Origin of the sequence: Streptosporangium vulgare (assembly GCF_042428775.1) — a bacterium.
GTDB classification, from domain to species: Bacteria; Actinomycetota; Actinomycetes; order Streptosporangiales; family Streptosporangiaceae; genus Streptosporangium; species Streptosporangium vulgare.
The window spans coordinates 111,845-124,209 of sequence record NZ_JBHMBS010000019.1 but is presented as its reverse complement, the minus strand read 5'-3'; the positions used below and the strand labels follow the sequence as shown (position 1 = coordinate 124,209).

The window sequence follows — 12,365 nt, the reverse complement described above, 5'->3', positions numbered from 1 at the left end:
GGCCCCTGGGCGGGTCTTCGGGCACGGACCAGAACGAGCCGCGCACGAGCGGTACACGGCCCGGGCAGGACCTGAACGGCGCCCGCACAGGCCACAGACGTGACCCGAACCGAGCCCGGACAGGCCCCCGACAGGACCTGAACGGCGCCCGTACGGGCCACAGACAGGACCCGAACCGAGCCCGCACAGAGCCCGGAGGTGCCCGGACGTGCCCGGACACGCTCCGGAATCGCCCCCGCCGCCCTCCCGCACGGGCGAGAATGGGCCCTATGAAGGCGACTTATCTCGACCCAACCGTGGGGCAGTATCTGCTCGCGCACACCACCCAGCCCGACGACGTCCTCGACGCGCTCGCCCTCGAGACCCGCGAGCTGACCGGCAACAGCGCGTCGATGCAGATCTCCCCCGACCAGGGGCGCTTCCTCACCATGATCGCCCAGCTCGGCGGCGCCAGGAACGCGGTGGAGGTGGGTACCTTCACCGGATACTCCTCCATCTGCCTCGCCCGCGGGCTCGCCCCCGGCGGCGGGCTCACCTGCTTCGACGTGAGCGAGGAGTGGACGGCGATCGCCCGGAGTTACTGGGACAAGGCACGGGTCGCCGACCGCATCGAGCTGAGGATCGGCCCCGCGGCCGAGCGGCTGCGCGAGCTTCCCGAACACCCGGCCATCGACCTGGCGTTCATCGACGCCGACAAGGTCAACTATCCCGTCTACTACGAGATCCTCATGTCCCGCCTGGCCCCCGGCGGGGTGATCCTCGTCGACAACACCCTGTGGAGCGGCCACGTCGCCGACCCCAGCAGGGACGACGAGACCGTCAGGCACATCCGCGAGTTCAACGACATGGTCAGCGCCGACGAGCGGGTCACCTCGATCATGCTCCCCATCGCCGACGGCCTCACCATGATTCGAAAGCACTGACGAGAACTTTCCCGAATCGCGGACACGGAGAAATCTTTACGATTACTTTGGGTGACGTGGAAAACGCGTTGCGCTCACCCGCGCGGAGGGAAGGATGACCTCATGGCCAAGACCCTGGACCGTCGCGAGGCGAAGCCCATGTCCACCAACCACCAGGAGCTCGAACGGCACTACCAGAAGACCTGCGATCAGTGGCCCGACCGCAAGGTCGAGCTCATCAACGGCCGGATCGTGGTGAGGGAGTTGCCCACGCTCAACCACGCCAAGGTCATCCTGCAGTTGCTGATCCAGCTCATCCCGTTCGCCACGGCGCAGGGCTGGCACCCCGTATACGACGTCAAGCTCTTCCTGGGGGTTCAGAAAGACCACTATCGGCCCGATCTCCTCGTCGTGCCGAAATTTCCCCGCATGTGGGACGACGAGAACGTCTACGCCGAGGAAACGCTGCTCGTCGTGGAGGTGGTCTCCCCCAGCAGCCGCGACGACGACCATGTCACCAAGCCCGAGAACTGCGCGATCGCGGGTGTCCCGCTCTATCTGGTGATCGACGCCACCCAGAATCTCGCCCGGCTGCTCAGTCATCCCGGAGAGCGTGGATACCAGCAGCAACACCAGGTGATCCTCGGAGAGCCACTTGAGCTCCCCGCGCCCTGGGACCTCACGATCGACACCGGCAAGCTGGTCGAAGGTTAGATCCGCCCGGCAGGAGGCCCGCCCGGGTGGGCGGCCGGGTCTTCTCCGCGCGGGACCGGTGCCCCCTTCGGCCGACCGGCCCCCGCGGACCTCGCCGCGGGCCCCCGTACGGGGGCTGGTGGACACCTCGGCCGACCGGCCCCGCAGGCTCCCCCGTACGGGACCGGTGGACACCTCGGCCGACCGGTCCCCTGCGGATCTTCCTCGTACGGGACTAGCAGATCTTGTGAACCCAGCTGTGCGGGTCGGGACGGGACCCGTACTGGATGCCCACGAGTTCCTCGCGGATCTTCGAGGTGACGGGGCCCTGGGTGCCGTCGCCGATCGTCCAGGCGCGGTCGGCGCCCTTGACCGAGCCGACCGGGGTGACCACCGCGGCGGTGCCACAGGCGAAGACCTCGGTGAGCTCGCCCGTCTCGCAGCCCCGCTGCCACTCCTCGACCGACAGGCGCCCCTCCTCGGTGTGGAGGCCGAGATCGGAGGCGAAGGAGAGGATCGAGTCGCGGGTGATGCCGGGCAGGAGCGTTCCGGTGAGCGCGGGGGTGAGCAGGCGGTCACCGTAGACGAAGAACAGGTTCATCCCGCCCATCTCCTCGACGTAGCGGTGCTCGCCCGCGTCGAGCCAGACCACCTGGTCACAGCCCTGCTCGACGGCCTGGCGCTGGGCCACGAAGGCCGCCGCGTAGTTGCCGCCGCACTTGGCGAAGCCGGTGCCGCCGGGGGCCGCGCGGGTGTACTCGGTGGAGAGCCAGACCGTGACGGCCTTTCCCCCGCCGAAGTAGGCCGCCGCCGGGGAGGCGATGACCATGTACTTGTAGGTCCTGGACGGGTAGTTGACACCGAGCGCCGGCTGCGTCGCGATCATGAAGGGGCGCAGGTAGAGGCTGTGTCCCGGCGTGGTCGGGACCCACTCCCGGTCGGTCTGGACGAGCAGCTCCAGCGACTCGACGAACGTCTCCTCGGGCAGCTCGGGCATCGCCATCCGCGCCGCGGAGGTGTTGAAGCGCGCGGCGTTCGCCTCCGGCCGGAAGGTCACGATCGAGCCGTTCTCCTGGCGGTAGGCCTTGAGCCCCTCGAAGAGCTCCTGCGCGTAGTGGAAGACCGACGTCGCGGGGTCGAGGCTGAGCGGGCCGTACGGCACGAGCTTGGCGTCGTGCCAGCCCTGCCCCTCGGTGTAGTCGATCGAGATCATGTGGTCGGTGAAGACCTGACCGAACCCCGGGCTCGCCAGTACCTGCTCGCGCTCTGCCGCGGTGCGAGCGTGGTCGGAGAGCTGCACGTCGAAGCTGAGCTTCTGAGCGGTGGTCATCGCACGGATCCTTCTCTTGGTGTCTGGCTTACCCTTGGGTCCATTCTGCGTCGGACCGGGTAACGGGAAACTACTCCATCCATGCCGAAAACCGGCACTGCTGGAGAAACAAAAACGCGCCTGGCGGCTCAGGTGAGCCGCCGGGCGCGTCGGGGTCGAGGAGGGCGGCTTCCTCAGCCGGCTACTCGGGCGGTGATGTCGTCGCCGATCTCACGGGTGGTCCGGCCGACTCGGCCGGCCGGCCGCTCGACCAGGTCGTCGGCGACGGCCTGCTCGACCCTGGCGGCCTCGGCGGCCAGGCCCAGGTGGTCGAGGAGCATGGCGACCGACAGGATCGTGGCGGTCGGGTCGGCCTTGCCCTGGCCCGCGATGTCGGGGGCGCTGCCGTGGACCGGCTCGAACATGCTCGGCGCGGTGCGGTCGGGGTTGACGTTGCCGCTGGCCGCCAGGCCGATGCCACCGGCGATCGCCGCGCCGATGTCGGTGAGGATGTCGCCGAAGAGGTTGTCGGTGACGATCACGTCGAAGCGCTCGGGCTGGCTGACGAAGAACATCGAGGCCGCGTCGACGTGACAGTAGTCGGTCTGGACGTCGGGGTACTCCAGGCCGACGCGGTCGAAGGTGCGGGCCCAGAGGTCACCGGCGTAGGTGAGCACGTTGGTCTTGTGGACCAGCGTCAGCTTCCTGCGGGGGCGGCCCTGCGCCTTGTCGAAGGCGTAGCGCACGACGCGCTCGACGCCGTAGGCGGTGTTCAGCGACTCCTGGGTGGCGATCTCCTGCGGCGTGCCCCGGCGCATGACGCCACCCGCCCCGGCGTACGGGCCCTCGGTGCCCTCACGGACGACGATCATGTCGATGTCCTCGGGGCGGGCCTTGCCCAGCGGCGTCTCGACGCCGGGGAAGAGCTTGACCGGCCGGAGGTTCACGTAGTGGTCGAGCTGGAAGCGGAGCTTGAGCAGCAGGTCGCGCTCCAGGACGCCCGGGGGCACGCTGGGGTCGCCGACCGCGCCGAGCAGGATCGCGTCGTATCCGCGCAGCTCTTCGAGGACCGTGTCGGGCAGGGTCTCGCCGGTCTCGTGGTAGCGCTTGGCGCCGAGGTCGTAGGTGGTGGTCTCCACCTTCGTGCCGACCGCTTCGAGGACCTTCAGTCCCTCGGTGACGACCTCGACTCCGATTCCGTCCCCGGGGATGACCGCCAGGCGAATGTTACGCGAATCCATGCAGGCACCTTACCGGTCCGTCTCGGTGATCGAACACCGGTCTCATTCCCCGGACGCATCCGCCCGGCGAGCCGCCTGATCACTTTGTCCTTCTTTGCTAGGTATTGACCGTTTCGTGAGGTTTGGTTATGGTCCTCCCATTCACATCACTGCCTAATCCGTACGGGCCCTCCCCTTACCGGGCCCGTACGGAGCCGGGGAACCACTCTTTACGGGATCTACCTGACCCCGGGAACCCCGCTCCTCCCCCGGAGCGCCGTTCCCGGCCGTCATCAGGTGGATTCCTTGGGGCGAATCAGCGCGTTCTCGCGCCGTAGGGCGGCCTCCACGCCCGAGTCCGACAGCTCACCCGGCCGGCCTTATGGAAGGAACCATCCTGTCCGGCACAGTTCTCCCCCGCGTCCTGTCCATCTCCGCATCCATGATCGTCGCCGGCGCCGCGGTGTGCGCGACCTCACCCGCCGCCCTGGCCGCCTCTCCTCCCCCCGCCCCCGGGCCCGCCGCACTCAACGCCCCCGCGCTGAAAGAGGCCCTGAAGGCCGTGGCCGTCAAGCCCGCCTGGCAGAAAGCCGTGAAGTGGGCCATGTCCAAGCGTGGAACGCCCTACGTCTGGGGCGGCACCGGCCACGGCGGATTTGATTGCTCCGGCCTGATGCTCCGCGCCTACGGCGCCGCCGGGATCAAGCTCCCCCGCGTCACCAACGACCAGTACGCCGCCTTCTCCAAGAAGATCGCCTGGAAGGATCTCAAGCCCGGTGACCTGGTCTTCTTCAGCGGCCTCGGCCACGTAGGCATGATCACAAAGCCCGGTTACATGGTTCACGCCCCGCGGACCGGCGACGTGGTCAAGGAGGAGAAACTCGACTCCTGGCGCCGCGACTCCTTCGCAGGCGCGGTGCGCCCCGACCCGCAGGGGGTTCAGCTGGCCAGGCGGGTCGAGCTCGCGACCGAGACCGGCGGATGAGACACGCCGGCGGATCACCGCCGGGAGGCCGTGGAGACCCCGGCGGCGAGAACGGGTTCAGCGGGTGGGGGCACCACCGTTGTCCCTGCGGTCCAGAGCGGTCTGGAGCGCGTCGGTGGCCTCGTTCTCGGTCTCGTCGGGACGGTTCCAGGGATACATGTCGTACATGGCGAATCTCGTCTCGGTCGCATGCCAGCAAGGAAGATGGTCGAGACTCCGGTCGGGACTCCGACCAGGCCTGATGTCGCGGGTCCGGATCACGGACCGGCGGCGGGGGCTTGGAGCCGGCACGCGCCACGACACCGCGGCGAGTCGCCGGCCTGCCCCTGTCAGGCCTCGCCGCGGCAGGTAGGAATTACGAGAACCTGGCGCATTTCATCCAGGCTACCTGGCCGCGGAAACACCGTCTCGTCCGGTGTACACACTTCTCACATGCTGAGACGAGATGTGGCCGCCGCCCCGGTCTCCGGCCCCCCCCCCGCCCCCGGGGCCGCCGGCCACATGAGCCGTTCCGGCTAGTCGGCCAGGTCGACCGATCGGCCGCTGTCGGCGCCGATCTCCGAGCCGATCTGGTCGATCACCTCGGCCGGGATGGCGGTGTCGACGGTGAGCGCGATGAGCGCCTTGCCGCCCTTGACGTCACGGGCCACCTGCATCGAGGCGATGTTGATCGAGTGGTCGCCGAGGATGCGGCCGACCACGCCGACGATGCCGGGCCGGTCGGTGTAGGTGAAGAACGACAGGTGGTCGGTCGGCTCGATCTCCATCTGGTAGCCGTTGACCTCGACGATCTTCGTGATCTGCCTCGGCCCGGACAGGGTGCCCGAGACCGAGACCGCGCGGCCGTCGGCGAGGACGCCGCGGACCGTCACGACGTTGCGCCAGTCGGGGCTCTCGGAGCTGGTGATCAGCTCGACCGACACGCCGCGGTCCTTGGCCAGCAGCGGGGCGTTGACGTAGGTGACCGAGTCCTCGACCACGTCGGTGAAGACGCCCTTGAGCGCGGCCAGCTCCAGCACGCGGACGTCGTGGGAGGCGATCTCGCCGCGCACCTCGACGTCGAGCTTGGTGGCGACCTCGCCCGCGAGGGCGGTGAACACCCGGCCGAGCTTCTCGGCGAGCGGCAGGCCCGGCTTGACGTCCTCGGCGACGGCGCCGCCCTGGACGTTGACCGCGTCCGGCACGAACTCCCCGGCGAGCGCGAGCTTCACGCTGCGCGCGACCTGGGTGCCGGCCTTCTCCTGGGCCTCGTGGGTGGAGGCGCCCAGGTGCGGGGTGACGACGACCTGGTCGAGCTCGAAGAGCGGGCTGTCGGTGACCGGCTCCTTCGGGAACACGTCGATGCCGGCGCCGGCGACGCGGCCCTCCTTGATCGCGGAGTAGAGGGCGTTCTCGTCGATGATGCCGCCGCGGGCGACGTTGATGAGGCGGACGTTCGGCTTGACCGTGTGGAGCTCCCTGTCACCGATGAGACCGATGGTCTCCTTGGACTTGGGCAGGTGCACGGTGATGAAGTCGGCCTCGCTCAGGGCCTCCTCCAGCGAGACCAGCCGGACGCCCATCTGCGCGGCGCGGGCCGGCTGCAGGTAGGGGTCGTAGGCGATCAGCTCGACACCGAACGGCTGGAGGCGCTGCGCGACCAGCTGACCGATCTTGCCGAGGCCGAGGATCGCGACGACCTTCTCGTCGAGCTCCACACCGGTGTACTTCGAGCGCTTCCACTCGCCGCCCTTGAGCGCGGAGTGCGCCTGGGCGACGTTGCGGGCGGAGGCGAGGATGAGGGCGACGGTGTGCTCGGCGGCGCTGGTGATGTTGGAGGTCGGCGCGTTGACGACCATGACGCCGGCCTTGGTGGCGGCCTCCACGTCGACGTTGTCCAGGCCGACACCGGCTCGGGCGACGACGCGGAGCCGGGGGGCGTTGGCGATCGCCTCGGCGTCGACCTGCGTGGCGCTGCGCACGATGAGCGCGTCCACGTCGGCGAGGGCGGGCAGGAACTGGGCACGGTCGGCGCCGTCGGTGTGGCGGACTTCGAAGTCCGCGCCCAGAACCGCGAGACCGGCCTCGGAAAGTTCCTCAGCGACCAGTACGACGGGCTTGTTCACAGGCTGGATCCTTACTAGACGGTGAGGGGTGCACGGACCTCACGTAGTCTATCGGCGCTTGTGAACGCGTTCACGAGTGTCCCGCGATCCGAGACGCCCCCATGACGCCGGAGACCCTCCCAAGAGACTTCTGTGACGCGAGGGAGCTTCGCGACACAGGAGACGGTTACCCGTCTTGACAGATCTCATGCGCCTAAAATTCAAGTTGGTATTGATCCCAGGAAAACTTCGCGATTACCCTGATAAGCCGTGGTCCACTACCTATCGTTCCTCATATGAGCATCGGGAACCCCGCTCTCGGCAACGTGCTCGCGCAGCACGGCGATCCGCACCGGCTGCTTGCGGCGCTGGCCGAATGGGGACTCCTGGTCGCCGTGCGACCCGACCGCTCCGTCGTGCTCGGCACGACCCAGGCCGGTGATCGTGTCCTGCTCGGATACACCTCCGCGGACACCTACGCGCGGCACCGTGGCAGCCACTCGCTGTCGGCGTGCGACGCCGACACCATCCTCGACATCCAGCGCGTCACCGGCGTGCGGGAGATCGTGATCGACGCGGCGGGCCCGGCGGCCGCGGCCGTGCCGATCGAGGATCTCCAGCGCTACCTGCTCTCGACGCGCAGTGGCCCCACGCCCGCGTTGTCGAGCGCGGCGCCGACGGCGTACGCGACCGGGGCGATGGCCACGGTCTCGCGTCCCGCGCCCGCGCGCCCGCCGAGGACGCCGGTGCCCGCCGCGCCCTCCCAGCCGTGGATCCCGGCGCCCCGGCCGCACCTGTCGGGCCCGATGCAGATGGTGGACCCGGGATACCGCCGGTGCGACCACCCGATCCTGCCCGCGCTGCGCGCCGCGATCTCGCAGCTGCTCATGGACTACCCGCTCGTCCACCACGTGTGGATCTCCGAGGCGAGCACCTCCTCGGGCGCGCCGGGGATCATGCTGCACGTGAAGGTGCACATGTCGGCGGCCGAGGACGTGGTCAGGGACATCCATCGCGGGGTGCGCGCCCGGCTGCCGCAGCTCGCCGCGAGCGAGGCGCCGATCCTGATGGCCAGGGTCGCCGACGCGCGCAGCGAGCAGCGGATGGTCGAACTGGGCGCCCACGTGGTCTGCGCCGACGTCACCGACTGAGCGCCCAGGCGGAGGACGGGCCGGGGCGGACCGGCGCGCTCCCTCCGTGAACGTCTCTCCGGCCTCGCGTGTGCGCACGCGGGGCGGGTCCGGCATCCCGCCGGGCCCGGGCATGCCGATGGGGATGCCCGCGATCCGGCCTGATCGCCGCCGCCCGGATCTCGCGTACGCGCGCCGATACCCGGCCGTCGCCCAGGAGTGCGGGCGACGGCCGGGTACGGCCCAACGGCCGGTCAGGCCGGGCGGCGCGTGAGCACCGTCCCCGTACGCACGGCCCGGCCCCGGCGATCGAGCGGACGACCCGGTCCTGCCGGTCCTGCCCACCGGAGCTCACCGGGCCGTCACGTTCCGAGCGGTAGAGCCGTCATGGACCTGGCCGATGTCGAGCGGCCAGGTCGCCCCTGTCGACGCCTCGAACTCGGTACGCGACGGTGCCCTGGCTCAGTGGGGCCGGACGTTCCTGCCGGGTCGCCGTGGATACCGAGTATGCATACGCAGTATCCGTCAGGCAAGAGATCTGCATATTCTGGACAGGTTCCGCCCCTGGGGCCGATACTCGGAGGATGAGCTCGACGCATCCCCCGGCCCGCGCCTCCGACGGGGACCGCGATCGCGCGATCAGCGAGCTACGTGACCGTGCCGTCGAGGGACGCCTGTCGCACGACACCTTCCTCGGCCGCGTCGACATGGCCCTGCGTGCGCGCAACCAGGGCGAGCTCGACAACCTGGTCGCCGACCTGCCGCAACGCGGCCGGTTCCGCCGCATGGTCACCGAGGCCGTCGCCTCCGCCTCCGACTTCACCAAGCGCGTGGAATCGGCCTGGCGACGTCCCAGGCTGCCCCGCCTCGCGCTGCCGGGCGACGGCAGGACCCGCTACGTGGTGGGCCGCGGCTCCGCCTGCGACCTGGTCCTCGCCGACCTCACCGTCTCCCGGGTCCACGCCGAGCTGCGCCGCGACGAGGAGGGCTGGGTCCTGGTCGACCTCGGCTCGCTGAACGGCACCCGGCTGAACGACTGGCGCCTGGTCGGCCCGGCCAAGGTCCGGCCGGGCGACGTCGTCTCCTTCGGCGACTGCGGCTTCCTGATGATCACGCCCCAGATGCTTTAACGGCCGATCGCGCCTCGGACGCTCTGACCGCACGCCTCGGATGCCCTGACCGGCCGCGCCCAGGCCGCCCCTGGTCGCGCGCATCCCCGGACCGTGCCGCGACCTCCTCGGGCCGTGCCGCGACCTCCTCGGCCGAACTCCGGCCGACACCGCGCTCCGGCCAGCTTCGGAGCGCGCCACGATCACCTCGGGCCGTGGCGCGGGCTCCGGGGGAACCGCCTCAGCTCTCCTGGGCCTCGACGGCGTCGGCCGGGGTCTTGGCGGCGGCGTCCTGGGCCTCCTTGATCTTCGCGGCCGTCAGGCTGTAGCGCATCGTCAGCAGGATGCTGACCGCCATCAGGATCGCGGGCAGCAGCGTCGTGCCGTACAGCACCGCCGTGGTCGCCGACTCGGGCTGCGCGACGGGGGTGGAGGGGTCGGACTCGGCGAAACCGGTCGCGGCCAGCAGCCAGCCGAGCACGAGCGCGCCGAACGCGAAGACCACGGTCTCCGCGGCCGTCCAGAGCCCGGTGAACACCCCGGCCCGGCGCTTGCCGGTGACCAGGGCGTCGTGGACGATCACGTCGGAGAGCATCGAGAACTGCAGCAACTGGAGCCCCGCGTAGCCGATGCCGACGAGGAGCACGCACGCGTGCGCGTACGCCGAACCGAGCGAGCCGGAGAAGGCCATCCCCACGGCACCCGCCATGAACAGCGCCGACGACAGGATCATCGCGCCGCGCTTGTCGTAGCGCTTGGACAGCCAGACCCAGAGCGGCATGGTGATCAGCAACGGGCCGACGATGCCCACGAAGAGCGTGGTGGTCGCCGCCGGGTCGCCCAGCGTGTAGGTGGCGTAGTAAGGAGCACCGGCCAGCATGACACCGGCCGAGAACATCTGGGCGCAGCTCAGGCCGAGCAGCACCATGAACGTCTTGTTCGAGCGGGCCGCGGTGAACTGGGCGGCGATCGACGGCTCCGCCTCGGCCCGCCCGATCACCGGGGCGCGGGCCGTGCCGAAGAAGGCGGCGAGCATCGACAGCAGCAGCACGGCGCCGATGAGCAGCCCCATGGTCCGGTGACCGGAGACGTCGGTGCCCGCGATCGCGGGCGCGCCGGCCCCGGCGAGCAGGATGCCCAGGCCGACGAAGACCATCTTCCACTGCAGGAGCGAGGAGCGCTCGTGGTAGTCGTCGGTCATCTCCGCCGGCATCGCCTTGTACGGGACCTCGTAGAAGGCGTAGGCCGTCGCGGTGAGGAAGTAGAAGAAGGCGACGTACAGGGCGGCGGAGACACCGGTGAGCGGGGGGCCCGCGAAGGTGAGGGCGAACGTCACCGGCAGGGTGACCGCGCCCAGGAGCATCCAGGGGCGGCGGGCGCCGAAGCGGGAGACCGTCCGGTCGGAACGCTGGCCCACCCAGGGGTTGATGAACATGTCCCAGAGCTTGGGCAGGAAGACCACGACGCCGGCGATCCAGGCGGGAACCGCGAGCACGTTCGTCATGTAGAACAGCAGCAGCAGTCCGGGGACCGTGGAGAAGGTGGCGGTGCAGATCGAGCCGACACCGTAGCCGACGCGCACGCCGCGCGACACGGTGACGACGGCGGGGGGAGGCGCCGGGGAGACCATGCCACATTCAATCGCAGCGAGTGGGCGCCCGGTAGATCCCGGGACGGGGCGGCCCGCGAAAGGCGAGAATATTTCGGCTCCCCCCCGGCCGGTGACTCCGGGCGGCCGGGCCGCCGTCCGCCCCGCGCGATCCCGCGGCACACCCCCCATCCATGCGGCATATGTCCAGCTCAAGCCGCTTATAGAGGGAAATATCCGTATTAAGGGGTGCGGGACGCGAGTCCGCGCACCACCGACCCCCGACGCCTCTGCGACCACTCTGGTTTACCTGGGGCCCACAGTTAATGTCCGTAATTTGCTGACAAGACCGATCCGTCCCCGACAGAATGCGGAGTCCATCCAGCGCCTAACCAACTGGAGGAACCCACATGCGCAGACCGCTAGGGGCACTTCTCTGCCTCGGGAGCCTGGCGGCCCTCAGCACGCCGATCGCCACGGCTCACGCCGCGGCCGCTCCCCAGGCCGAGTGCCGCGTGTACGCCGCCAAGCCGTACGTCACCTCCGCCGGACGGATCCAGGCCTCCGCGGCACGGCTGGGCTGCGACGACACCGCCCTGGTCCGTATCCGCATCAAGCGCGCCGTGGCCGGGACCGACCCGATCGTCAAGAGCGCGTCCCGCAAGGGAGTCAACGGGCGGGTGACGGTGAGGCTGCGTTGCACCCCCGGCGTCTACTACGCCGTCGTCACCGACTACCAGGGCAACAGCGGCCGTTCCAAGCCCGTCAGGCTCAGCAGCTGCTCCCCCACCGGCACCCCCACCCCCACCCCCACGCCGACCCCGACCGGCACCACCAAGCCGACCCCGGCGCCGACCCCCTCGGCCAGCACCACCCCCACCACGGCTCCCAGCCCCGCGCCGGGATCCTCCCTGTCCGAGGAAGTGGTGCGCCTGACCAACGTCGAGCGGCAGAAGAACGGCTGCGGCGCGCTCGTCTCCGACCCGCAGCTGCGCTCGGCCGCACAGGGCCACTCGGACGACATGGCGGCCAAGAACTACTTCAGCCACACCTCGCAGGACGGTCGCGACATGACCGCCCGGATCAAGGCGAGCGGGTTCAGCCCGATGCGGGCCTGGGCCGAGAACATCGCGATGGGCCAGCGCACCCCGGCCGAGGTGGTCACCGCCTGGATGAACAGCGCCGGCCACCGGGCCAACATCGTGAACTGCGCCTACACCCACCTCGGGGTGGGCGTGGCCAACAGCTCCCGAGGCATCTACTGGACCCAGAACTTCGCCAAGCACTAGGCACACCGGGCCACCGGGCGACCCCCGGCGGAGAACCGGCGGAAGACCGGAGAACG

10 protein-coding genes and 1 riboswitch are annotated in these 12,365 nt (G+C 69.9%); of the genes, 6 read left to right on the top strand and 4 right to left on the bottom strand.

The window, feature by feature from the left end; genetic code table 11:
* The first annotated feature begins 269 nt into the window (after positions 1 to 269).
* Both ACFFRH_RS31270 and ACFFRH_RS31265 read left to right on the top strand, forming a co-directional pair.
* The gene (locus ACFFRH_RS31270) at positions 270 to 923 is read left to right on the top strand and encodes an O-methyltransferase (protein WP_344749312.1); all 654 of its coding nucleotides are present in this window, start codon (positions 270 to 272) and stop codon (positions 921 to 923) included.
* Between the two features lie 102 nt (positions 924 to 1,025).
* Positions 1,026 to 1,616: a Uma2 family endonuclease gene (locus tag ACFFRH_RS31265; protein WP_344749311.1), complete on the top strand. Its 591-nt coding sequence runs from the start codon at positions 1,026 to 1,028 to the stop codon at positions 1,614 to 1,616.
* Between the two features lie 214 nt (positions 1,617 to 1,830).
* On the opposite strand, the gene ACFFRH_RS31260 is transcribed toward ACFFRH_RS31265, so the two are convergent.
* Both ACFFRH_RS31260 and ACFFRH_RS31255 read right to left on the bottom strand, forming a co-directional pair.
* Positions 1,831 to 2,925, bottom strand: coding sequence for a branched-chain amino acid aminotransferase (locus ACFFRH_RS31260; RefSeq protein ID WP_344749310.1), 1,095 nt, complete (start codon positions 2,923 to 2,925; stop codon positions 1,831 to 1,833).
* A 173-nt stretch (positions 2,926 to 3,098) separates the two neighbouring features.
* Entirely contained in the window at positions 3,099 to 4,145 is a 1,047-nt protein-coding gene (locus ACFFRH_RS31255; RefSeq protein WP_344749308.1) for a 3-isopropylmalate dehydrogenase, read from the bottom strand.
* Between the two features lie 140 nt (positions 4,146 to 4,285).
* A riboswitch (cyclic di-AMP (ydaO/yuaA leader) is annotated at positions 4,286 to 4,519 on the top strand.
* Between ACFFRH_RS31255 and ACFFRH_RS31250 the strand changes: the two genes are divergently transcribed.
* Positions 4,507 to 5,109, top strand: a complete 603-nt coding sequence (locus ACFFRH_RS31250) for a C40 family peptidase (RefSeq protein ID WP_344749307.1) — start codon at positions 4,507 to 4,509, stop codon at positions 5,107 to 5,109. (Overlaps the previous riboswitch by 13 nt.)
* Positions 5,110 to 5,624: 515 nt before the next feature.
* Here ACFFRH_RS31250 and serA read toward each other — a convergent pair.
* Complete coding sequence (gene serA / locus ACFFRH_RS31245; RefSeq protein ID WP_344749306.1) at positions 5,625 to 7,214, bottom strand: phosphoglycerate dehydrogenase; 1,590 nt, start codon at positions 7,212 to 7,214, stop codon at positions 5,625 to 5,627.
* A 275-nt stretch (positions 7,215 to 7,489) separates the two neighbouring features.
* On the opposite strand from serA, the gene ACFFRH_RS31240 reads away from it, so the two are divergent.
* Together ACFFRH_RS31240 and ACFFRH_RS31235 are read left to right on the top strand one after the other, a co-directional pair.
* Positions 7,490 to 8,344 carry a hypothetical protein gene (locus tag ACFFRH_RS31240; RefSeq protein WP_386161157.1) on the top strand — a complete coding sequence of 285 codons (855 nt, stop codon included), beginning with the start codon at positions 7,490 to 7,492 and terminating at the stop codon, positions 8,342 to 8,344.
* A 563-nt stretch (positions 8,345 to 8,907) separates the two neighbouring features.
* Positions 8,908 to 9,453: an FHA domain-containing protein gene (locus ACFFRH_RS31235; protein WP_344749304.1), complete on the top strand. Its 546-nt coding sequence runs from the start codon at positions 8,908 to 8,910 to the stop codon at positions 9,451 to 9,453.
* Positions 9,454 to 9,673: 220 nt separating this feature from the next.
* Here ACFFRH_RS31235 and ACFFRH_RS31230 read toward each other — a convergent pair whose 3' ends face one another.
* Entirely contained in the window at positions 9,674 to 11,062 is a 1,389-nt protein-coding gene (locus ACFFRH_RS31230; protein ID WP_344749303.1) for an MFS transporter, read from the bottom strand.
* 368 nt (positions 11,063 to 11,430) lie between these two features.
* Here ACFFRH_RS31230 and ACFFRH_RS31225 point away from each other — a divergent pair, with 368 nt between their 5' ends.
* The gene (locus ACFFRH_RS31225) at positions 11,431 to 12,309 is read left to right on the top strand and encodes a CAP domain-containing protein (RefSeq protein ID WP_344749302.1); all 879 of its coding nucleotides are present in this window, start codon (positions 11,431 to 11,433) and stop codon (positions 12,307 to 12,309) included.
* Positions 12,310 to 12,365: the final 56 nt, after the last annotated feature.